This window comes from Rossellomorea sp. GAMAL-10_SWC, from assembly GCF_049568075.1.
Taxonomy (GTDB): Bacteria; Bacillota; Bacilli; order Bacillales; family Bacillaceae_G; genus Gottfriedia.
Window position 1 is genome coordinate 4801728 of sequence record NZ_CP144911.1, and the last position, 21950, is coordinate 4823677.

The window sequence follows — 21950 nt, forward strand, 5'->3', positions numbered from 1 at the left end:
TTTCTCCTCCTTGTTTAAAACAAATGAATGATTAATACAATAATACCTTTAAGGTCAGAAAAGGTCAAATAAAAGAGATGCTATATTTAATGTATTATTTAAACTAAAAAATATTGACCTTTTATAACATATCTATTTATCTAATACTTCAACATCATTAACGACTTTTCCTATTATTAAACGTAACTTTATGTAGTTTTTCTTTTGATTAGTTAAAAAACTAATAACTAAATGATTGGAGTATATTCTAGGCTTGTGGATAGTATGTAGAACCTATCAAAATGAGAACGTGAGAAAGGAAGAAGCAAACAATAAAAAAAGTCCCCTATATACAGAGGACGTCATGAATTTATATTTTTTTGTTTAAATTAAATTTTTGCTTAATTTTCTTTATTAATTTCATACATAAATAAACTATACCACTTAAAATACCAAGTATAATCATTAAATTTAATAAATTTATAGACCCCATTTTTTATCTCCTTTAGTTTTAAAAAGCATACAAATTAAAACTACCAGATGTGGTATTAACTGTAACATACGCATTTGTATATGTATATACAACTAACTCAGCGCTATATTTTTTAGTCTTATCCATAGCTATACTTTTTCCAGTTAAACTAGTACTTAGACTAGAATCGTGTACTAATCCAACTTAAGTACCCCCACTACCTACTACTCTATAAGCAGAATGTGTTGTAACCAATTTCATACTTTTTACTTTAGAAGAACCTGATGCAATACTTGCCTTAATATTTCCTTTATACGAATTTGTTAACAAACCTGAAGTATAATATACCTTGCCTGAAAAATTAACATTTACTCCTTGTGATGTTTTAGTTTTATTAAAGGATTTATTTACTGTGCCTCCCAAAGGCACCCATTTTATAGAACGACCTTGTATAGTAGGTTCAACTGAAATTTGAGCATAATTTTTTATAAAATCTGTATCAGATTTATTAAATGGTTCCCCTATCTTATAAGTAGAATTAATTAAATTAAAAAGTTCTTCAATTTGTTCAGGAGTCAAATCAAGATTTTCAGAAAAAAGTGGCAAATCTGCTGAGCTATTATTATTTTCTGCATGAGATGAGTTAGGAAACAAAAAGAAAAAACCACATAAAATCAAAATAGGAAATAAATATAATATTTTTTTATACAAAATCTCCAATTCAATTAATTTGGAAACGTTCCCTAAAATAATTTTAGCAAAATTTAACAAAAAAATGGAAGTAAATGTGACAACATATCAAAAACTAAAATATTTTTTAATAATGAGTAAACTAGTGGTAATGAAAAAATGCTACGTCTATATATACTAGACAAAGGCATCGAAGGAAAAGGCACACTAAAAAGAATCAAGAAAAAAGCTTATACTGGTATCAACAAGTCATCAAAAAACGGAAAAAACCTATTAAATAATGATCATCAAAGAAGATGCACACAAATCAATCCCATGTGCATCTTCTTCTTTTCCAATTTAAAGAATATTTTCATACTCAAAAAGAAACCTAAATCATTGCGGTCAGAACATTCTAACGATATAATAAAAAACATAAGATTTTCTAAAAATCTCTTTCTAGACATTTCATATTTCTTAATCTTTTTTTAAAACATAACTCAGTGGATAGAGCACGTTTGAATAAGCTACTTAGCGAAACTACAGCGCACCAATCGAGCCACACCTTGAAATTACCTACTGAGATTGGGGTGGGAAATACGAAACTCTTATTTTAACTTATAGTATATTGCCGAGCCGCTACTTGCAATTACATACTGAGGCAAGGGTGGGACAGAGTAAACATATTTATGGTGAAATACCATTCGAGCTGTTCCTTGCTACTACCCCCTGAGATTGGGGTGACAATAAGATATACTTATTTTAACTTTATATTAATATGCGTTCGTAGCTCAGTTGGATAGAGCAACGGTTTCCGGTACCGTGTGTCGCAGGTTCGAATCCTGTCGAGCGCGCTAAAAGAATAAACCGAATGATAAAATCTGTAAATTAACAGATTTATCACTCGGTTTTTATTTTTCCTCCGTTACCTCCTGAATCTCAGTACAAAATCCTACCTTTACCCTACAACTAAAGATGTACTAAAACTCCATCCAATGAAGAATGGGTTCCCTTAACTTAAAATCATATATTTAAAGTAAATAAAGGGAGGTCATTCAAATGGATATGAATTCTTGGTTTCTTGAAGAAATGGCTCAAATCAATAAAGATGAAATAGAAAGAGAATTAAAATTTAAAGAAACCTATAAACTGTACTCAACATGTAAAAAGAAAAAATATTGCATCGACTTAAAAATCATTAAATTCTGTTTCTAATCAAGAGAAGTTTAAAATCATTTTTTTAATTAGAGTCGAGTAATATTATCGATTATTTTTCCTCCTTCTATTTTTTTCCTCTATCCTTTTTCCTAAATATATGATATATTACTCTTTGCGATGAGCTAATTTGAGTAAGACGAGAGATATGCGCAAGCTAAACGCGCGGATGTGGCCGCCCGGTCTCTCGCCTCAAACGCATCAAGACGTCTGCTGCGGCAGGCGTCTTTCTTTTTGTCCATTCCTTTGTGTATAATAGTACATATTAAAATTGAAGGGAATGTTTTTGTGTTAACGATTGCAGAATACACTGTAGAAGAAATAAAAGATCCATTTGGTATCATTGAAGGTGATCGATATGAGTTTATTCTTTATATCAATGTACCAGAGGATGATGAATTATTTAATGAAAAAGGTATATACATAAAAGTGCTTTTTGGAGTAAAAGGTGAAGAGTCGAAATTAATTAAATATGACTTGTATGAAGCTGAGTCTAATCAGTATTTAGATTTTGATTTGGAAGAAGATGAAGAAAAAGAAGTATTTGAATTTTGTAAAACTCATTTAACAGTTGAAGATTAATATTAATGTGTTGTTGAATGACACACTTTAGTTTAGGGAATCGTTTAGATTGAGTAATTTGGCAACACACTATTTTGTGATTGTAAACACAGTACCAATTGAGCTTACACACTGATAAAACACTAATATTTTGAATAAATGTTTCGTCTTGAGGACCTTGATTTATCAAGGTTTTTTTGTTGTGTTTTTAAATAGAAAGATTTTTTAGAATATTGGCATAGAATTTGCAATATTTAAATTGATTCATAACTTGTCCTTGTAACGCGTAATTCTTTTGTCATTATTTGTAAAAATGTAAGCGTTTCATCGACGAGGAAAATTGAGGAGGTGTAGGATGAATATCTTATTGGTATGTTCTGCAGGAATGTCGACTAGTCTACTTGTTACAAAAATGGAACAAGCAGCTAAGGCAAAAGGAATTGAGGCAACAATATGGGCTGTTGCTGGTGATGAGGCAAAAGAAAATTTAGTCAAAGCGGATGTATTACTTCTTGGTCCTCAGGTTCGTTATCTAGTCTCAGAAATGAAAAAGTTAGCTGAACCTAAAGGGATACCAGTAGATACGATTAATCCAGTGCATTATGGATTGATGAATGGTGAAGCTGTGCTGGAAATGGCTTTAAATTTGAAAAAATAAAACGGGGAATTAAAAATCTAGAGAGAAAAGAAGGTGTATTTTGAATGATGCGTTTTGCTGAAAAGTATATAATGCCTGCCGCAGCGAAGTTTGGTAATCAACGTCATTTGTTAGCGATCCGTGATGCGTTAATTGGAATGATTGCCATTACGATGATTGGAGCTTTTGCTGTACTTATTAATAACTTAGGTGGCGCAATCCACGGCTACGATAAAATGATGGAAACAGTCTTTGGTGCAAACTGGAAAACACTAGGCAGTGATATTTGGTGGGGAACATTTGCATTTATGACAGTATTTGCCGTAGTAGGGATCGCGCATAGATTAGCTCGTTCTTATGGTGATGAAGGTTTTGAAGCAATGCTTGTTGCATTAGCGTGTTACTTTGTACTTGTTCCCCAATCATTAGCTGCAGTATCTGTTACGTTAAATGGTGGTAAGACAGCTACAGGTGGAACTTGGGGATTTATTAGTTGGAATTCATTAAACTCAACGGCTTTATTTACAGGAATTATCGTTGCGATTGTTGCGACTGAAATTTTTGTTCGTTTAGCTAGAGTGAAACAATTAGTTATTAAATTACCAGATGGCGTTCCACCTGCAGTATCAAAAGCATTTGCAAAGTTGTTACCAGGTATGTTAACAATCTTTATCGTTGCATTAATTGGCTTATTGTTCAGATTATACATTTCGAACGGCGTATTCTTTAATGATTGGTTAAATTCAGTTCTTGTAAAACCATTAACTGATGCAGCTGATTCATTAGGATTTGCAGTTGCGATTGCATTCTTTGTCCATTTCTTCTGGGCGATTGGATTACATGGTCCAAATATTTTAGGGGGGATTACAACTCCTTTATTAACAACTCTAGGTAACCATAACATCGATTTATATGCAAAAGGTGTGACAGATCTAGATAAGTATTCAGTCTTAGCAGGGCCATTCTTAGATGCATTCGTATATATGGGTGGATCAGGTACTACAATTGGTTTACTTGTTGCAATGTTCTTAGTTAACCGTAAACGTCATAAACAGATGATTGCTTTAGGAACACCTCCAGGATTATTTAATATTAATGAACCAATTATTTTCGGTTTACCAATCGTGTTAAACCCAGTATGGTTAATACCATTTATCTGTACTCCAATTGTTTTAACCATTATTTCTTATTTAGCTGTTCAATCACATATTGTTTTCCCAGTTGTTTCTACAATCCCTTGGGTAACTCCACCAGTAATAGGTGGCTATTTAGCAACAGGTGGTCATTGGAGCGGTGCAGTTTTATCGCTTGTAAACGTAGCGATTTCAATCGTTATTTACTTACCGTTCGTTGTAGTAGCAGAAAGAATGGAAGCTAGAAAATCAACAGAAACGACAAGTAGTAATTCATTAAATGTATAATAGAATGTGAAGGAGAAGAGTGCAAATGCCTACCGACACAAATAATGAACAAATTGCATTTCAGCTTATATTACATTCCGGTAATGCTAAGAGCTTATTAATGGAAGCTATGTATAAAGCCCGTGATGGAGAGTTCGAGGAAGCTCGTAGAAAAGTAAACGAGGCAAATGCCGAACTTAGGCTGGCTCATCATTCACAAACTTCACTTATACAAAGTGAAGCAGGAGGGCAACAATACAAAATTAATATTCTTTTAGTACATGCACAGGATCATTTAATGAACACTTTAACAACAAGAGATTTAGTAGAAGAAATTATTTATTTACATGAGAAAATTTCACTCTAATTATTGATAAAAAAGTGGTGTAGATTAATTCTACATCACTTTTTTTCATAGATCACATAGAACAAAATGTATAATTTAAGTAAGGATCGTAAAGTGTTTTAAAACACTACAATAAAGTACATATAAATCACGACACACTAACAGGGTAATAACACACTAAAACAATTTAAGGAGATTGACGAACAATATTTAACACACTAGATGTTTTAAGTTACTTTCCTTTTAAAGTAAAGAAAAAAGATTTCATAATGATGAGTCCTTATAGGACAAGGTTTCAATGAGTAAATGATCTTATTTTTGAAAATGTCAGAAAAAGTTGGCACGCCATTTGCTATATAAATAGTGTACAAAATAAATAAATAAATAAATTTGTAGATGCTACAGGGGACTGTTTCTTACTTTCAAACAAACCTGTAAGCGCTACACTAATTCTAATACTGGAGGAATAACAATGAATATTTTATTAGCTTGTTCAGCAGGAATGTCTACTAGTTTACTAGTAACCAAAATGGAGGATGCAGCAAAAGCAAAAGGGATTGAAGTGAAGATTTGGGCAGTTTCGGGTGATGCTGCAAAAGAAAACTTAGATAAAGCAGATGTTCTTTTATTAGGACCACAAGTACGTTATTTAGCTGCTGAAATGAAAAAAGTTGCCGAGCCAAAAGGGATACCAGTTGATGTAATCAATCCAGTACATTATGGACTTATGAATGGTGAAGCTGTTTTAGAATTAGCACTTAGTTTAAAAAAATAGTCATGTACGTTGCATACATTTTAAACAAAAGGGAGTCTTAAAAAATGATGAATTTTGTAGATAGATATATAATGCCAGCTGCAGCAAAGTTCGGTAACCAACGTCATTTATTAGCAATACGCGATGCGTTAATCGGGATGATTGCCATTACAATGGTCGGCTCATTTGCAGTTTTATTTAATAATTTAGGTGGAGCGATCAAAGGTTACGACAAAATGATGGAAGCTCTTTTTGGAGTGAATTGGAAAACACTTGGCAGTGATATTTGGTGGGGAACATTTGCATTTATGACTGTATTTGCAGTTGTAGGGATTGCTTATAAATTAGCTCGTTCTTATGGTGATGAAGGATTTGAAGCAATGCTTGTCGCATTAGCGTCATATTTTGTACTAGTGCCACAAACATTAAACACTGTAACGGTTACATTAGAAAATGGAAAAACGGCTACTGGTAGTGTTTGGGGGTTAGTGAACTCTACTTATACTAATTCAACTGCACTTTTTACCGGAATAATCGTTGCCATTATTGCAACAGAAATTTTTGTTCGCCTATCAAGAATAAAGCAATTAGTTATTAAATTACCAGATGGTGTACCACCAGCAGTTTCCAAAGCATTTGCAAAGCTATTACCAGGTATGCTTACAATCTTTGTGATCGCGATTGTTGGATTGTTATTCAGATTATATTTATCGGATGGAGTATATTTTAATGATTGGTTAAGCTCAGTACTTGTTAAGCCATTAACGAATGCTGCAGACTCTTTACCGTTTGCAATCGGTATAGCATTCTTTATTCATTTCTTCTGGATGCTTGGCTTACATGGACCAAATATACTAGGTGGAATTACGACACCATTATTTACAGCTTTAGGAAATGAAAATATTGATTTAGCAGCAAAAGGTGTTACAAAGTGGAGTGAATACAATGTAATGGCTGGCCAGTTCTTTGATGCATTTGTATTCTTAGGTGGATCAGGTGCTACGTTAGGGTTAATCATTTCAATGATATTAATAAATCGAAAACGTAATAAACAAATGATTGGATTAGGTGGGGCACCAGGTTTATTCCAAATTAATGAACCAGTTCTTTTCGGATTGCCAATCGTGTTAAATCCAATGTGGTTAATTCCATTCATTGGTACACCAATTATCTTAACAGTTATTTCATATTTAGCGATTTCTTTAGGGATGGTTCACCCAGTAACTACGAATATTCCATGGGTAACACCACCAATTTTAGGTGGCTGGTTGATTACAGGGGGACATTGGACAGGTGCAGCCTTAGCAGCATTTAACTTAGTGATCTCTGTGGTCATCTATTTACCTTTTGTTGCATTACAAAGACGAATGGAATCTAAAAAAATAAGAGAAGCAGCAAATAATCAAAGTGCTGCAATGTAAGGCAGTTTGAGGAGGATACGAAATGAGTACTTTAACGACAATTGAGCAAACAGCATTCGAATTAATCTTACACGCAGGAAACGCAAAAAGCTCATTAATGGAAGGTATGCAGGCTGCTCGAGCGGGTAATTTAGAAGAAGCAAATAGTAAGATTGAAGAAGCAAAGAAAGAATTAAATCTTGCGCATCAGGCACAAACTTCATTAATTCAAGGTGAAGCACGTGGAGAGAATGTTGAATTAAGTATCTTATTAATTCATGCTCAAGATCATTTAATGAATGCATTAACGATGAGAGATTTAGTAGTAGAAATAATTTTCCTACACGAAAAATTAAATAAATAAGAGAAAATAGAAAAGTAGTTTTCTAGAATGACCGGGCTACTTTTCTCCTATCATATAGAAGGAGTGAAGAAAATGAGAAACGGTATTAAAATAGCAACAATTGGTGGCGGTTCAAGTTATACTCCAGAATTAGTTGAAGGATTTATTAAACGTTATGATGAACTACCTGTAAGAGAGTTATGGTTAGTGGACATTGAAGAAGGTAGAGAGAAACTTGAAATCGTTGGAAACCTTGCGAAAAGAATGGTAGAAAAAGCAGGAGTACCAATGGAAATTCATTTAACACTTGATCGACGTGCTGCTCTTAAAGATGCTGATTTTGTTACGACACAATTTCGTGTAGGCTTACTTGAAGCTCGTATGAAGGATGAGCGTATTCCTTTAAAATATGGGGTAATTGGTCAAGAAACAAATGGTCCAGGTGGTCTGTTTAAAGCACTTCGTACAATTCCGGTTATTTTAGATATCGTTAAGGATATTGAAGAGCTTTGTCCAAATGCTTGGCTCGTAAACTTTACGAATCCTACGGGGATTTTAACAGAAGCGATTTTAAGATACACAAATTTCCGTAAAGTAGTAGGTTTATGTAATGTACCAATTCATATTCACATGAACATTGCAAAAGGTCTAGGGGTAGAAGCTGAGCGTGTGCATATTGATTTTATGGGATTAAATCATATGGTTTACGGAACGAAAGTATTATTAGATGGTGAAGATGTAACAAGTCGTGTTGTAAGTGAATTTGCACGCCCTGCTGAAAGTATGACGATGAAAAATATTAAGGCAATGGATTGGAATCCTGATTTTATTGAAGCACTTGGAGCGATTCCATGTCCGTATCATCGCTACTACTATCAAACGAAAGTAATGCTAGAGGAAGAGCTTGAAGCAGCGAAAAAAGATGGTACGCGTGCTGAAGTTGTAAAAAAATTAGAAGAATCATTATTTGAATTATATAAAGATCCTAATTTAAATAGTAAGCCACCACAATTAGAAAAACGCGGTGGAGCTTATTATAGTGATGCTGCATGCCGATTAATTTCATCTCTATATAACAATAAAGGTGATATCCAACCTGTTAACACAATGAATAATGGTGCTGCTATTGCATCAATTCCAGATGATTGTGCTGTTGAAGTAAGTGCCGTTATTACAAAAGATGGTCCAAAACCACTTACAATGGGTGATTTGCCGGTTGCAGTACGCGGTTTAGTTCAACAAATTAAATCATTCGAACGTGTTGCTGCAGAAGCTGGCGTAACTGGTGATTATAAAACAGCATTACTTGCTATGTGCATTAACCCACTAGTTGGATCTGATCATTTAGCAAAACAAATTCTAGATGAAATGTTAGAGGCTCACAAAGAGCATTTACCTCAATTCTTCAAAAACGAAAAAGTGACAGCAAATTAACGATTAAAAAGAGGGATGTAGCTCGAATGAAAGAGTGCATCCCTTTTTATCATACTAAAAAAAGGGGAATGAATGATGACAAAGCTTATTGTAAATGCAGATGATTTCGGCTATTCAAAAGGTGTAAATTATGGCATTATTGAAGCACATTTGAATGGAATAGTGAACTCCGCGACTATGATGATGAATATGTATGCTGTGGAGCATGGAATTGAATTAGCAAAATTACATCCTACATTAGGATTAGGTGTACATCTTGTATTAACAGCGGGCAAACCATTATTAACTGGTCTACAAACAATCGTAGATCAAAATGGGGATTTCCTTAAAAATAGTTATTGGTATGACAATCCAGTTATTAATGTTGACGAAGTTGAAAAAGAATGGGATGCTCAAATTCAAAAGTTTATTTCTTATGGATTGAATCCTTCGCATCTAGATAGTCATCACCATGTACACATGATCCCAATACTACACCCAGTAATCGCAAAATTATCTCAAAAGTATGATCTCCCAGTCCGGATTTCTCCAAAGAGTCAAATAGACGGAATCACTCCTTTTACGGATCAATTATTAACTGATTTTTATGGTAGTGATATTCCTATAAACTATTTTGAGACAATAGAAGACAGAATAAATAATCGTATTGAGTCAGTAGAGGTAATGGTACATCCTGCATTAATAGATAATTATTTAAAAAATGGTACATCTTATTGCTTTGAGAGATTAACAGAACTAGATATCTTAACGAACTCAAAACTTCCTGAGGGAGTAGAGTTAGTAAAGTATTAATATAGAGTAAAAAGCCAAAAGCCAGTTCCTTCATCGAAGCAACTGGCTTTTTTCTTATTTTATATAAAATTCTTCATCTAATCTGCTAATTTCATTTCTAGAATAAAATTCCATTAAGTAACATATTTCATCATCAGGTATGATAATGTCACAAGTATCCTCTATTTGTTGCATTATTTTTTTAATTTTTAAATATAGCATATAGTCACTATTTATTTTATCTTCTTTATCTTTAAAAGGGATTAGAGGCTGTGAGTTTTGAATTCGGTCGATCATGCAACTCATATGAATAACAATTCCCATTAGATCCTCATTTTTGAAAAATTTATCTGTTTGGACTTGTATATCATTTAAGGCACGTCTAATCACACTAATTACTTTTTTAGCATCCTTTAAAGAAATAGTCTCTTGTAATGTTTCAGCCATTTTTAAATACGTTTCTTCATAAGTGATCAATTCTTGTATTGTCTTTGTAGCCTTCATATTTAATACATCCTGTAAATGAAACGTATTAAATGGAACATTTATATCAAAATTCGAAACAATACAAACGATACTTCGTTCTTTAGATATATCATTTAACATTTTTTGTAATTCATCTTTATTTAAAAGGCTAATTGGCACGATTTCTAGCATCTCTTTATCATAGACCAAGTTATTCGCTAGTATATTTTTAATGGCTATTGCACTTCCCTGACCAGTCAGACATGCAGTTAAAATGACAGAACGATTAAATTCAGGTTGTTTCGTTTTATTCGCATGAGAATTGATGAAGAAAGTAGTTAAGTTTCGCACGTCCTGATAAAGCTCGTCTAAGTTATAACCTAGTGTCGCTTTTCTAGAAGCTTCGATTACATGTGCAGTACTAACCATTTGAATCAATCGTACAGGAATTGAAAATTCAGCTTCAATTATGTCACCGATATATGATAGTGACCCCATATCGATGCAAAGTAGAATTCCATTTAATTTACCTAATGATTTAATATAATCTTTTACACGAATTAAAAAATCCTGAGGTGGTTCACTTAATGGCATATCAATACCGATAACTTCCTCGTTTTCTAGTAGCTCATTTGTTACATTTGCCATCTCTCTAGCAATGCCATTACCGTGAGCTAAAACTATTACTTTTACATTTGAACTAGGCACTTTAAAATCTTCGTTACCATAAACGAAAAACATCGTTATAAATGCTACTTCATCAAATGGGATTGAAACATTTGAAAAATCTTCAATCATTTTTACACATTCAATTGAAACGGAAAACTCTTTTTTATACTGATCTCGGATTTGCGTAATATTTGGATGATAAATTTTCTTGTTTGACTGTATACGTTGTAATAGCGTTTGTATATGTAGGCTAAGTGCAACAAGTATTTTTTCGTTAAATCTCTTACTTAATTTTTCTTCTGCTAGTTTTAGTACTTTTTCACTTAGTGTAACGATTTCAGGCTTGATTATCTTTTGGACATTTTCTTTACTAGATAGTTTACGATTAATAGAAGTTAAATAATGCGTGAAATAGCTTTCGATATCGTTTTCCATTAGTAAGGATAACTCGTCCTGAGCAACGCCACGTTGTTTCAGTTCTTCGTATTTCGTATCAATTCGGTCATAAATTGTATCTGCAGAGTGATCCAATTGTTGGTTACTCGTAATACCCTTTGTTGGTGAAAATTCGAAATGCTCGTTTAACAGTGTGACAGCATGCTTTACTTTTTTTTCAATGAATAAGCCTTCCTTAACATACCAGTTCAAATCAGTGCTATAAATACGTATTTTGTCATGTTTATGTGTAATAAAATCTGCGTAAGCCTTTGCACAAGCTAATTGAATGTCGGCTTTAAGTTGTCCGATATTGTTTTGACACGAATAAAATAGAAAAGAGCGAATAGTATTTGCACTTACAACAATCTCTTTTCCTAGACGAACACTTTCTTCCGTGAAAAATCGTTTAATCAGTGTCAATCTCTCTTCATATGTTCGATCTCGAAGAGCTGGTAATGTAATGACCATTGGGATCCGGCGCGTAAATGTAGATAATAAAGTGGATCCGGGATCCTCTGTTGTTGCTGAAATGATTAAAACATTCGATGTTCGTTCGTTTTCTGTCTCTCCTAGTCTTCTATACAACTTATAATCAATAAACGTAAATAACATTTCTTGACCTTCAGGAGTAAGACGATGAACCTCATCTAAAAATAATATTCCATTATTTGCTTTTTCAAGTAGACCTTTTTGTTCTGTTGCACCTGTATAAGCACCTTTTCTTACACCGAAAAGCTGACCTAATAATAGTTGTGGATTATTTGCATAGTCTGCGCAATTAAAAATAATGAATGGAGAATCCTTTTCTAAAATATTCGAACGAATTGAAAAATCATGCATTCTTTTTGCAAAAGCAGATTTACCAACACCAGTCTCACCGAGAATTAATGTATGCATTCCATTTGGTGGATAGAGTATAGCTGATCTAGCTTTTTCGATGGCAGGTCTTAAACTAATATTTTCCTCATAGAAATATTCATATTGATAGTCTGAACTTGCTGGATTGTATTGAGATTTATTCGGTTGTTGTATACTATGAGACTGAATTTTAAATACAACAGGTCTAGAATTTGTTTTCATTAATAATTCTTCTTTAACTAATTTATTTAAATCACTGCTAACGTTTGCTCTATCTAATCCAAGCTTTTGAGCAATCTCATTTGCGGTAAAACCTTGCTCCTTACTTTGAAGAAAAACTTTATAAATCTGATTTTTTCTGTTCATAATGGCCCACCCATCATAAAGAGTTGTATACTTTTACTATACAGGAAAAAGTAAACGTTTTCACTATATTTAAATTAGTATAACAATTCGTCAAGTACTATGAAAAAGTTAAATATCGAGTAAAATAGTATTAAGGGAGTGAAGTAGTATGGAAATGAATTTAATGCAAAAACAATCATTGAAACTTGCAATGACTCAGGAACTACGACAAGCCATTACAATGCTTCAATTTAATGCCCAAGAACTTACTGATTTTTTATTTGAGCAATCATTAGAAAATCCCTTAATTGAAGTCGAAACTCCTTATAACGATTACACTTCTTCAAAAATCAAACAACAAACTACTTCCAGCGGACAAGGAATGGAGTTATATACTCGAAGAACAGAAACATTACAAGAAGAACTTGTTAGTCAGTTAAATGAGTTGAAAATTGATAATGAGGAATATAAAATTATAAAATATTTAATTTATAACCTAGATAAAAATGGATTTTTGATGGAATCAGACGAAGAGCTTATACATGAATTAAATATTTCTTTCGTTCAATTACAAATCTGCATTGATACACTTCAACGTTTTGAGCCCTCAGGAGTTGGAGCAAGATCGGTTAAAGAGTGCTTATTGATTCAACTAAATGGTCTTGAAGTTGATACAACAATTGCAAAACAGGTTATTAAAGATTATTTTGATTTATTTGTTAATAAAAACTGGAAAGAAATAGCGAAAAAACTAAAGATTAGCTTACCTGATTTACAAAAAGAAATTGACTTAATTTTAACCCTTCAGCCAAGGCCAGGTTTAAATTATTTCCAAGACCAAGTAAATTATGTAGCTCCTGATTTAACAGTTGAAAAAATAGGCGGCGAATTTGTTGTACTGATTAATGATAAAATTATGCCGCGTTTAAAAGTACTTAATGAATACTCTTCAATTTTAAATGGTCAACATGAGAAGGAAGTTTCAACTTATTTAAAGGATAAAAATACGCAAGTTAACTGGTTAATGAAAAGTTTGGAAGAACGAAAATCAACGATGTTAGCTGTAATGAATTGTATTCTTCGAAAGCAAATTGCTTTTTTTGAAAAGGGTCCTGCAAATTTAAAAACTCTTACTTTAAAAGAGATAGCGGAAGAACTTTCATTACATGAATCGACAATTAGCCGTACTTGCAAAAACAAATATGTACAGACACCATTCGGTTTATATGAAATGAAGAAATTCTTCCATCAAGGTGTAAGTGTGGACGGCGAGGAGCTCGCATCAACGAGTGTACAGGTATTCATCAAGCAACTAGTAGATGGAGAAAACAAAGAAAAACCATTATCAGATCAAAAGCTAGTTGAATTATTAGCTGAAAAACATGGAGTGGAAATCTCTAGAAGAACTGTAGCTAAATATAGAGATATACTTAGAATTCCTGGATCATCAAAACGAAAGCGCTTTAGTTAAAAAGGAGAATGGGATGTCGATTAAGTTAACTTTATTTACAAAAGAGAATTGTGGATTATGCGAAGAAGCAAAAGATGCAATTCGTTTGGTCCAATCTGAATATGAAATCGAAATAAATGAAATTGATATTTATTCTGATGACGCATTATTAGAGGAATTTCAACTAATGATCCCTGTTATTCAAATGAATGGGGAAACAGTTGCATACGGAAAAATTCATAAAATTGACATATTAAATGCAATAAATGGGTAGTTATCAGTTGAAAGAAATGATTGACCCTGTTACAATGTAAATGTAGCAGGGTTATTTCACTTCTGGAGTAAATCTTGTTCAAAAAAACAACGTTGAAAAACGCTGTAATTTTTTTAAAACAAGTGGGACATAATATGTCATAGTGGGACACATTAAGACCCAGGTGAATACTCTGTGAAAGAGGAGATGAAAATGAACCAAGTTTTAAAGCTACAACAAAAATTATTACCTGATCTAATACCTGTTATCCAAAAAAGATTTCAAATCCTACAATATATACGAATTATGCAACCGATTGGTCGTAGAAACTTGTCTGCAAGTGTAGGGTTAACAGAAAGAGTACTTAGATCAGAAGTTGCTTTATTAAAAGAGCAAAGACTGATTAATGTTGCATCTTCTGGCATGACATTAACGGATGAAGGACTAAGCTTACTTCTAGACCTAGAAGAACCAATGCGTGAACTGTTCGGTTTGAAAAATATCGAAGACTTGCTTAAGGAAACATTTAATCTTAAAGAAGTAATCGTTGTTTCAGGCGATAGTGACGAGTTGGACTGGGTAAAAAAGGAGATGGGTCGAGCTGCTGTTGGTTGTATAAACCAAAGGCTAGAAACAAATAATATTGTTGCTGTTACTGGTGGTTCCACTTTAGCTGCCGTAGCTGAAATGATGAATGATGACTCTAAAGATTTAAATACCTTATTTGTACCAGCGCGAGGCGGTTTAGGTGAAGAAGTAAGAAATCAAGCAAATACGATTTGTGCAAAAATGGCTGAAATGGCAAAAGGTAATTATCGATTACTTCACTTGCCAGATGAACTTAGTGAAGAGGCCTATGTAACTATGATGGAAGAACCAAGAGTAAAAGAGGTTCTAAATTTAATTCGATCTTCTTCAATTGTCGTACACGGCATAGGAGATGCATTTACGATGGCTAAACGAAGACAATCTTCTTCAGAACAGTTAGAAATCTTAACTGAATCTGAAGCTGTAGGAGAGGCATTTGGCTATTACTTCAATGAAAATGGTGAAGTTGTTTACAGAGTAAGAACAATTGGTTTACAACTGAATGAATTGGAGAATATACCTTATGTACTGGGAGTAGCTGGAGGATCTTCTAAAGCAAAAGCAATGGCTTCTTTCTTAAAGAAAGGTCATGTAAACATCCTCGTCACAGACGAAGGAGCAGCGAAAGAGTTAATTAAAGGATGTACCCTTTAAAATAAAAAAAGCTTCTACCTATTAAAAGGAGGAAATTAAAAATGGCAACTAAAATTGGTATTAATGGATTTGGACGTATCGGACGTATGGTTTTCCGCGCAGCTTTAAACAACCCAAACGTAGAGGTTGTAGCAATCAATGACTTAACAGACGCTAAAACTTTAGCTCACTTATTAAAATATGATTCAGTTCACGGTTCAGTAAACGCTGAAGTAGCAGTTAACGGCGATTCAATCGTTGTAAACGGAAGCGAAATTAAAGTAATTGCTGAGCGTGACCCAGCAGTTTTACCTTGGAGCGATTACGGAGTAGAAGTTGTAGTAGAATCTACTGGTCGTTTCACAGATAAAAAAGATGCTGAAAAACACTTAGGTGGATCAGTTAAAAAAGTAATCATCTCTGCACCAGCTTCTAATGAAGATATCACGATCGTAATGGGTGTAAATGATGACAAATACGATGCAGCTAGCCACAATGTAATTTCTAATGCTTCTTGTACAACTAACTGTTTAGCTCCATTTGCTAAAGTATTAGACGAAAAATTCGGTATCAAACGTGGTATGATGACAACTGTTCACTCTTACACAAATGACCAACAAATTTTAGATTTACCACACAAAGATTTACGTCGTGCACGTGCTGCTGCAATGAGCATGATCCCAACAACTACTGGTGCTGCTAAAGCAGTTTCATTAGTATTACCTCAATTAAAAGGTAAATTAAACGGTGGTGCTGTACGTGTACCAACTGCTAACGTATCTTTAGTTGACTTAGTAGTAGAATTAAATGCTGAAGTTACTGCTGAAGAAGTAAATGCTGCATTTAAAGCTGCTTCTGAAGGCGAATTAAAAGGTATCTTAGGATACTCTGAAGAACCATTAGTATCAATCGACTATAACGGTTGCACAAACTCATCTACAATCGATGCATTATCTACAATGACTATGGAAGGTAACATGGTTAAAATCCTTTCTTGGTACGATAATGAAACTGGTTACTCAACTCGTGTAGTTGACTTAGTAGCTCACATCGCTTCAAAAGGTCTATAATTTTAATAAAAATTAATATGAGGGCGAGGGGATTTTCCTCCCCTCTTTTGTTTGAAAAAATCCTCTTTTGTCACTAATCCAACACAATATTAAAAAATACTCTAGAAATAAATTCCAATTGATGTACATAATCTGTTAAAATTGCGGTGACAATATCACAGAATAGATACGACTTTGTATGAGACGGATCGACCAGTGGAATTGGATATGGATGAATAAAAACAGTACTGGAGGCACCTACTATGAACAAAAAGTCATTACATGACATTGATGTAAAAGGAAAACGCGTATTTTGCCGTGTAGATTTTAACGTACCAATGGCAAATGGTGAAGTAACAGATGATACCCGTATTCGTGCTGCTCTTCCTACGATTCAGTATTTAATAGAAAACGGAGCAAAAGTTATTTTAGCATCTCACTTAGGACGTCCAAAAGGACAAGTAAATGAAGACATGCGTTTAAATGCTGTTGCTACACGTTTAAGTGAAAAATTAGGTAAAAACGTTATTAAAGCTGATGAAGCATACGGACCTAAAGTTCAAGAAGAAATCAGCAAAATGAACGAAGGCGATGTTTTATTATTAGAAAACGTTCGTTTCTACCCAGGCGAAGAGAAAAACGATGAAGCTCTAGCAAAAGAATTTGCTTCATTAGCTGATGTATATGTAAACGATGCTTTTGGTGCTGCACACCGTGCACATGCTACAACTGCTGGTATTGCTAAACATATCCCAGCTGTAGCAGGCTTCTTAATGGAAAAAGAAATTAATGTTTTAGGTAAAGCACTTTCTAATCCAGAGCGCCCATTTACAGCTATTATCGGTGGAGCGAAAGTTCGAGATAAAATTGGTGTAATTGAAAACTTATTAGAAAAAGTAGATAACTTAATCATTGGTGGCGGACTAGCTTATACATTCTTAAAAGCTAAAGGCTATGAAATCGGTCAATCTCTTTTAGAAGAGGATAAAATTGATTTAGCAAATGAATTTATCCAAAAAGCCGAAGCGAAAGGTGTTAAATTCTATATGCCAATTGATGCAATTATTGCAGACAAATTCGGTGAAGATGCAAATACGCAAGAAGTTGATATTGATAGCATTCCTGCAGATTGGCAAGCTCTTGATATTGGACCAAAAACAACTGCTCTTTATGCAGATGTCATTAAGAGCTCTAAATTAGTCATTTGGAATGGACCTATGGGTGTATTTGAAATCGATAAATTTGCACAAGGTACTAAGGGAGTAGCACAAGCATTAGCAGATTCAGATGCTTACTCAATTATCGGTGGAGGAGACTCAGCTGCTGCTGCTGAAAAATTCGGTTTAGCAAATAAAATGAGCCATATTTCTACTGGTGGTGGTGCTTCATTAGAATTTATGGAAGGTAAAGAGCTTCCTGGAGTAGCATTATTAAACGATAAATAAGTCTTATAGCTTTACAATATTTAGTAATTGAAATAGAGTAAGATGTTATGTCTTACCAATTGTAGGAAGGTGTTTCTCATGCGTAAACCAATTATCGCAGGTAACTGGAAAATGAATAAGACGCTTAACGAAGCGATGACATTTGTTGAAGAAGTAAAAAATAGCATTCCATCATCTGATAAAGTAGATTCAGCAGTTTGTGCTCCTGCATTATTTATTGCACCAATGTTATACGGTACAAAAGGAACTGAATTAAAAATTGGTTCTCAAAATGTAAGTGATCAAGATAGTGGCGCTTATACTGGAGAAATTAGCCCAGTAGCACTTAAAGATTTAGGCGTAACTTATGCGATTATCGGACATTCTGAGCGTCGTGAATATTATGGCGAAACAGATGAGTTTATTAATAGTAAAACAAAAAAAGCTTTCGAACATGGTCTTACACCAATTCTTTGCTGTGGCGAAACGCTTGAAGAACGTGAAGGCGGAAAATTTGAGGAAGTTATTCGTACTCAATTAACAGCTGATCTTGCAGGTCTTACAGATGAGCAAGTAAAGAATTTAGTCATTGCATATGAACCGATTTGGGCAATTGGAACAGGAAAATCTGCTACAGAAAAAGATGCACAAGATTCATGTAAATTTGTTCGTGATGTTGTAGCAAGTCTTTATGATGAAACTGTTGCAGAATCTGTACGTGTACAATATGGCGGCAGTGTAAAACCTGAAAACATTAAAGAATATATGGCTCAACCTGATATTGACGGTGCGTTAGTAGGTGGAGCAAGTTTAGAACCAGCTTCTTTCCTTGCATTATTGGAGGCTGTTAAGTAATGAGTAAACAACCAGTAGCGTTAATTATCCTAGATGGATTTGGTTTGCGCGATGAAACATTTGGAAATGCTGTTGCACAAGCGAAGAAACCAAATTATGATAGATATTGGAATAAATATCCTCACGCACAATTAACTGCTAGCGGTGAAGCAGTAGGTCTACCTGAAGGACAAATGGGTAATTCTGAAGTTGGTCATTTGAATATCGGAGCAGGACGTATTGTTTATCAAAGCTTAACGCGTGTAAATAAGGCAATTCGTGAAGGCGAATTCGAAAAAAATGATACATTCATCGATGCAATTAAAAGTGCAAAAGAAAAAGATAAAGCATTACATATTTTCGGTCTACTGTCTGATGGAGGTATTCACAGCCATATTAACCACATGTTTGCTTTATTAAAATTAGCTGCTGAAGAAGGTATGAAAAAAGTATATTTACATGCTTTCCTTGATGGACGAGATGTTGGTCCGACTACAGCTAAAAAATATATCGATCAAACAGAAGCAAAGTTTAAAGAATATGGTGTCGGAGAATTTGCAACAATTTCTGGCCGTTATTATTCCATGGACCGTGACAAACGATGGGATCGTGTAGAAAAATGCTATTGTGCAATGGTATATGGAGAAGGACCAACTTATACAAGTCCGTATGAATTAATTGAAGACTCGTATGCGAATGGTATCCATGATGAATTCGTTTTACCTTCTGTTATGGTAAAAGAAGATGGTACTCCAGTTGCAACAATAAGTGATGATGATTCAATCATCTTCTACAACTTCCGACCTGACCGTGCAATTCAAATTTCAAATGTATTTACAAATGATGATTTCCGTGACTTTGATCGTGGAAGTAAGTTCCCGAAAAATGTTCATTTCGTTTGCTTAACACATTTTAGTGAAACAGTACAAGGTTATGTTGCATTTAAACCAACTAATTTGGATAACACATTAGGTGAAGTTCTTGCTCAAAATAATTTGAAACAATTACGAATTGCTGAAACGGAAAAGTATCCACATGTTACATTTTTCTTTAGTGGAGGCCGTGAAGCACAATTCCCAGGTGAAGAACGTATTTTAATTAACTCGCCAAAAGTTGCAACCTACGATTTGCAACCTGAAATGAGCGCTTATGAAGTAAAAGATGCATTACTAAAAGAAATTGCTGCAGACAAGCATGATGTAATCATCTTAAACTTTGCAAATCCAGATATGGTAGGACATTCAGGAAAACTTGAGCCGACAATTAAAGCAATTGAAGCGGTTGATGAATGTTTAGGAGAAGTAGTTGATGCAATTCTAGCTAAAGGTGGAAAAGCAATCATTACCGCTGACCATGGAAATGCTGATGAAGAAATTACACTTGAGGGTGAACCTATGACAGCTCACACGACGAACCCTGTACCAGTAATTGTTACTGAAGAAGGTATTACGTTACGTGAAGATGGTATTTTAGGTGATTTAGCTCCAACTGTTCTTGATTTATTAAAAGTAGAACTACCAAAAGAAATGACTGGTAAATCACTTATTAAATAAGTGAACAGTTAATATAAAAAGTTATTAATTATGCGTATAACGCAACAAAAGGAGAGATTTTATTATGTCAATGATTATTGATGTTTATGCTCGCGAAGTATTAGATTCTCGTGGTAACCCTACTGTTGAAGTAGAAGTTTATACAGAAGATGGTGGCTTTGGCCGTGCACTAGTACCAAGTGGTGCTTCAACTGGTGAATATGAAGCTGTCGAATTACGTGATGGAGACAAATCTCGTTACCTTGGTAAAGGTGTTGAGAAAGCTGTTGCTAACGTTAATGACGTTTTAGCTGAAGAAATCGTTGGATTCGAAGTAACTGATCAAGTTTCAATCGACCGTCGTATGATTGAGTTAGATGGTACTGAAAACAAAGGTAAATTAGGTGCTAACGCAATCCTAGGTGTATCTATGGCAGTAGCTCGAGCAGCAGCTGATGAATTAGGTTTACCATTATACCAATACCTTGGTGGATTTAATGCGAAACAATTACCAGTTCCAATGATGAACATCATCAACGGTGGTTCTCATGCTGATAATAACGTAGACTTCCAAGAATTCATGATCTTACCTGTAGGTGCTGATAGCTTTAAAGAAGCTATTCGTATGGGTACTGAAATTTTCCACAACCTTAAAGCTGTATTACATGACAAAGGTTTAAACACAGCTGTAGGTGATGAAGGTGGATTCGCTCCAAACCTTGGTTCAAACCGTGAAGCTTTAGAAGTAATCATGGAAGCAATTGATAAATCTGGTTATAAAGCTGGAGAGCAAGTATTCTTAGGAATGGACGTTGCTTCTTCAGAATTCTACAACAAAGAAACTGGTAAATACGATCTTGCAGGCGAAGGACGCACTGGCGTATCTTCTGCTGAAATGGTTGATTTCTACGAGCAACTTTGCAATGATTTCCCAATTCTTTCAATTGAAGATGGTTTAGATGAAAATGACTGGGATGGTCACAAATTATTAACAGAACGTTTAGGTAGCCGAGTGCAATTAGTAGGTGACGATTTATTCGTTACAAACACTAAAAAATTAGCTGAAGGTATCGAAAAAGGTATCTCTAACTCAATCCTAATCAAAGTTAACCAAATCGGTACATTAACTGAAACTTTCGATGCAATCGAAATGGCTAAACGTGCAGGCTACACAGCAGTAGTTTCTCACCGTTCTGGTGAAACTGAAGATAGCACAATCGCTGATATCGCAGTTGCTACAAATGCTGGTCAAATTAAAACAGGTTCTGCTTCTCGTACAGACCGTATCGCTAAATACAACCAATTATTACGTATTCAAGACGAGTTAGGCGAAAGCGCAGTATACCAAGGATTAAAATCTTTCTACAACTTAAGAAAATAATTTAATCAAAACTAAGTGCATTAACAAAAAAACATAATCCATTATAGACA

20 protein-coding genes and 1 tRNA gene are annotated in these 21950 nt (G+C 34.2%); 19 read left to right on the forward strand and 2 right to left on the reverse strand.

Features of this window, described 5'->3' with window-relative positions:
- Positions 1-655: 655 nt before the first annotated feature.
- On the reverse strand, positions 656-1162 hold the full coding sequence (locus V5E38_RS23205; RefSeq protein ID WP_499211607.1) for a hypothetical protein: 507 nt from the start codon (positions 1160-1162) through the stop codon (positions 656-658).
- 738 nt (positions 1163-1900) lie between these two features.
- On the opposite strand from V5E38_RS23205, the gene V5E38_RS23210 reads away from it, so the two are divergent.
- The 11 genes from V5E38_RS23210 (at position 1901) to chbG (ending at position 10002) form a co-directional block, all read left to right on the forward strand.
- Positions 1901-1974: transfer RNA gene (locus V5E38_RS23210), tRNA-Arg, on the forward strand.
- A gap of 205 nt (positions 1975-2179) precedes the next feature.
- The gene (locus V5E38_RS23215; protein WP_499211608.1) at positions 2180-2335 is read left to right on the forward strand and encodes a hypothetical protein; all 156 of its coding nucleotides are present in this window, start codon (positions 2180-2182) and stop codon (positions 2333-2335) included.
- 288 nt (positions 2336-2623) lie between these two features.
- A complete protein-coding gene (locus tag V5E38_RS23220; protein WP_025671447.1) occupies positions 2624-2917 on the forward strand; it encodes a DUF6509 family protein in 294 nt (97 codons plus the stop codon).
- Between the two features lie 334 nt (positions 2918-3251).
- Positions 3252-3554 (forward strand): PTS sugar transporter subunit IIB, encoded by a 303-nt coding sequence (locus tag V5E38_RS23225; RefSeq protein WP_499211609.1) that lies wholly within the window; start codon positions 3252-3254, stop codon positions 3552-3554.
- 44 nt (positions 3555-3598) lie between these two features.
- Complete coding sequence (locus V5E38_RS23230) at positions 3599-4954, forward strand: PTS sugar transporter subunit IIC (protein ID WP_499211610.1); 1356 nt, start codon at positions 3599-3601, stop codon at positions 4952-4954.
- Between the two features lie 25 nt (positions 4955-4979).
- A complete protein-coding gene (locus V5E38_RS23235; protein ID WP_387325798.1) occupies positions 4980-5300 on the forward strand; it encodes a PTS lactose/cellobiose transporter subunit IIA in 321 nt (106 codons plus the stop codon).
- A gap of 451 nt (positions 5301-5751) precedes the next feature.
- A complete protein-coding gene (locus V5E38_RS23240; RefSeq protein WP_097973524.1) occupies positions 5752-6054 on the forward strand; it encodes a PTS sugar transporter subunit IIB in 303 nt (100 codons plus the stop codon).
- A gap of 44 nt (positions 6055-6098) precedes the next feature.
- Positions 6099-7454, forward strand: a complete 1356-nt coding sequence (locus V5E38_RS23245; protein WP_499211611.1) for a PTS sugar transporter subunit IIC — start codon at positions 6099-6101, stop codon at positions 7452-7454.
- A 22-nt stretch (positions 7455-7476) separates the two neighbouring features.
- A complete protein-coding gene (locus V5E38_RS23250) occupies positions 7477-7797 on the forward strand; it encodes a PTS lactose/cellobiose transporter subunit IIA (protein WP_499211612.1) in 321 nt (106 codons plus the stop codon).
- Between the two features lie 72 nt (positions 7798-7869).
- Positions 7870-9210, forward strand: a complete 1341-nt coding sequence (locus V5E38_RS23255; protein ID WP_499211613.1) for a 6-phospho-beta-glucosidase — start codon at positions 7870-7872, stop codon at positions 9208-9210.
- A gap of 75 nt (positions 9211-9285) precedes the next feature.
- Positions 9286-10002 carry a carbohydrate deacetylase gene (gene chbG / locus V5E38_RS23260; RefSeq protein WP_499211614.1) on the forward strand — a complete coding sequence of 239 codons (717 nt, stop codon included), beginning with the start codon at positions 9286-9288 and terminating at the stop codon, positions 10000-10002.
- 54 nt (positions 10003-10056) lie between these two features.
- On the opposite strand, the gene V5E38_RS23265 is transcribed toward chbG, so the two are convergent.
- The gene (locus V5E38_RS23265; RefSeq protein WP_499211615.1) at positions 10057-12777 is read right to left on the reverse strand and encodes a sigma-54-dependent transcriptional regulator; all 2721 of its coding nucleotides are present in this window, start codon (positions 12775-12777) and stop codon (positions 10057-10059) included.
- Between the two features lie 148 nt (positions 12778-12925).
- Here V5E38_RS23265 and rpoN point away from each other — a divergent pair, with 148 nt between their 5' ends.
- The 8 genes from rpoN (at position 12926) to eno (ending at position 21900) form a co-directional block, all read left to right on the forward strand.
- A complete protein-coding gene (gene rpoN / locus V5E38_RS23270; RefSeq protein WP_499211616.1) occupies positions 12926-14227 on the forward strand; it encodes an RNA polymerase factor sigma-54 in 1302 nt (433 codons plus the stop codon).
- 19 nt (positions 14228-14246) lie between these two features.
- Positions 14247-14480 (forward strand): glutaredoxin family protein, encoded by a 234-nt coding sequence (locus V5E38_RS23275; RefSeq protein ID WP_097973595.1) that lies wholly within the window; start codon positions 14247-14249, stop codon positions 14478-14480.
- A 192-nt stretch (positions 14481-14672) separates the two neighbouring features.
- Entirely contained in the window at positions 14673-15701 is a 1029-nt protein-coding gene (locus V5E38_RS23280) for a sugar-binding transcriptional regulator (protein WP_097973593.1), read from the forward strand.
- A 41-nt stretch (positions 15702-15742) separates the two neighbouring features.
- Entirely contained in the window at positions 15743-16750 is a 1008-nt protein-coding gene (gene gap, locus V5E38_RS23285) for a type I glyceraldehyde-3-phosphate dehydrogenase (RefSeq protein WP_097973513.1), read from the forward strand.
- A 242-nt stretch (positions 16751-16992) separates the two neighbouring features.
- Positions 16993-18174, forward strand: a complete 1182-nt coding sequence (locus V5E38_RS23290) for a phosphoglycerate kinase (RefSeq protein ID WP_499211617.1) — start codon at positions 16993-16995, stop codon at positions 18172-18174.
- A 78-nt stretch (positions 18175-18252) separates the two neighbouring features.
- The gene (tpiA, locus tag V5E38_RS23295) at positions 18253-19008 is read left to right on the forward strand and encodes a triose-phosphate isomerase (protein ID WP_097973509.1); all 756 of its coding nucleotides are present in this window, start codon (positions 18253-18255) and stop codon (positions 19006-19008) included.
- On the forward strand, positions 19008-20540 hold the full coding sequence (gene gpmI / locus V5E38_RS23300) for a 2,3-bisphosphoglycerate-independent phosphoglycerate mutase (RefSeq protein WP_499211618.1): 1533 nt from the start codon (positions 19008-19010) through the stop codon (positions 20538-20540). The genes tpiA and gpmI overlap by 1 nt, the downstream gene beginning before the upstream one ends.
- A gap of 64 nt (positions 20541-20604) precedes the next feature.
- Positions 20605-21900: a phosphopyruvate hydratase gene (gene eno / locus V5E38_RS23305; RefSeq protein WP_387325828.1), complete on the forward strand. Its 1296-nt coding sequence runs from the start codon at positions 20605-20607 to the stop codon at positions 21898-21900.
- Positions 21901-21950 lie beyond the last annotated feature (50 nt).

Bases quoted from the DNA above. Each gene is read 5' to 3' on its own strand.
- gap (WP_097973513.1), top strand. From the start codon at position 15,743: ATGGCAACTAAAATTGGTATTAATGGATTTGGACGTATCGGACGTATG.
- tpiA (WP_097973509.1), top strand. From the start codon at position 18,253: ATGCGTAAACCAATTATCGCAGGTAACTGGAAAATGAATAAGACGCTT.
- V5E38_RS23225 (WP_499211609.1), top strand. From the start codon at position 3,252: ATGAATATCTTATTGGTATGTTCTGCAGGAATGTCGACTAGTCTACTT.
- V5E38_RS23250 (WP_499211612.1), top strand. From the start codon at position 7,477: ATGAGTACTTTAACGACAATTGAGCAAACAGCATTCGAATTAATCTTA.
- eno (WP_387325828.1), top strand. From the start codon at position 20,605: ATGTCAATGATTATTGATGTTTATGCTCGCGAAGTATTAGATTCTCGT.
- rpoN (WP_499211616.1), top strand. From the start codon at position 12,926: ATGGAAATGAATTTAATGCAAAAACAATCATTGAAACTTGCAATGACT.
- V5E38_RS23215 (WP_499211608.1), top strand. From the start codon at position 2,180: ATGGATATGAATTCTTGGTTTCTTGAAGAAATGGCTCAAATCAATAAA.
- V5E38_RS23230 (WP_499211610.1), top strand. From the start codon at position 3,599: ATGATGCGTTTTGCTGAAAAGTATATAATGCCTGCCGCAGCGAAGTTT.
- V5E38_RS23265 (WP_499211615.1), bottom strand. From the start codon at position 12,777: ATGAACAGAAAAAATCAGATTTATAAAGTTTTTCTTCAAAGTAAGGAG.
- V5E38_RS23235 (WP_387325798.1), top strand. From the start codon at position 4,980: ATGCCTACCGACACAAATAATGAACAAATTGCATTTCAGCTTATATTA.
- gpmI (WP_499211618.1), top strand. From the start codon at position 19,008: ATGAGTAAACAACCAGTAGCGTTAATTATCCTAGATGGATTTGGTTTG.
- chbG (WP_499211614.1), top strand. From the start codon at position 9,286: ATGACAAAGCTTATTGTAAATGCAGATGATTTCGGCTATTCAAAAGGT.
- V5E38_RS23290 (WP_499211617.1), top strand. From the start codon at position 16,993: ATGAACAAAAAGTCATTACATGACATTGATGTAAAAGGAAAACGCGTA.
- V5E38_RS23245 (WP_499211611.1), top strand. From the start codon at position 6,099: ATGATGAATTTTGTAGATAGATATATAATGCCAGCTGCAGCAAAGTTC.
- V5E38_RS23280 (WP_097973593.1), top strand. From the start codon at position 14,673: ATGAACCAAGTTTTAAAGCTACAACAAAAATTATTACCTGATCTAATA.
- V5E38_RS23240 (WP_097973524.1), top strand. From the start codon at position 5,752: ATGAATATTTTATTAGCTTGTTCAGCAGGAATGTCTACTAGTTTACTA.
- V5E38_RS23255 (WP_499211613.1), top strand. From the start codon at position 7,870: ATGAGAAACGGTATTAAAATAGCAACAATTGGTGGCGGTTCAAGTTAT.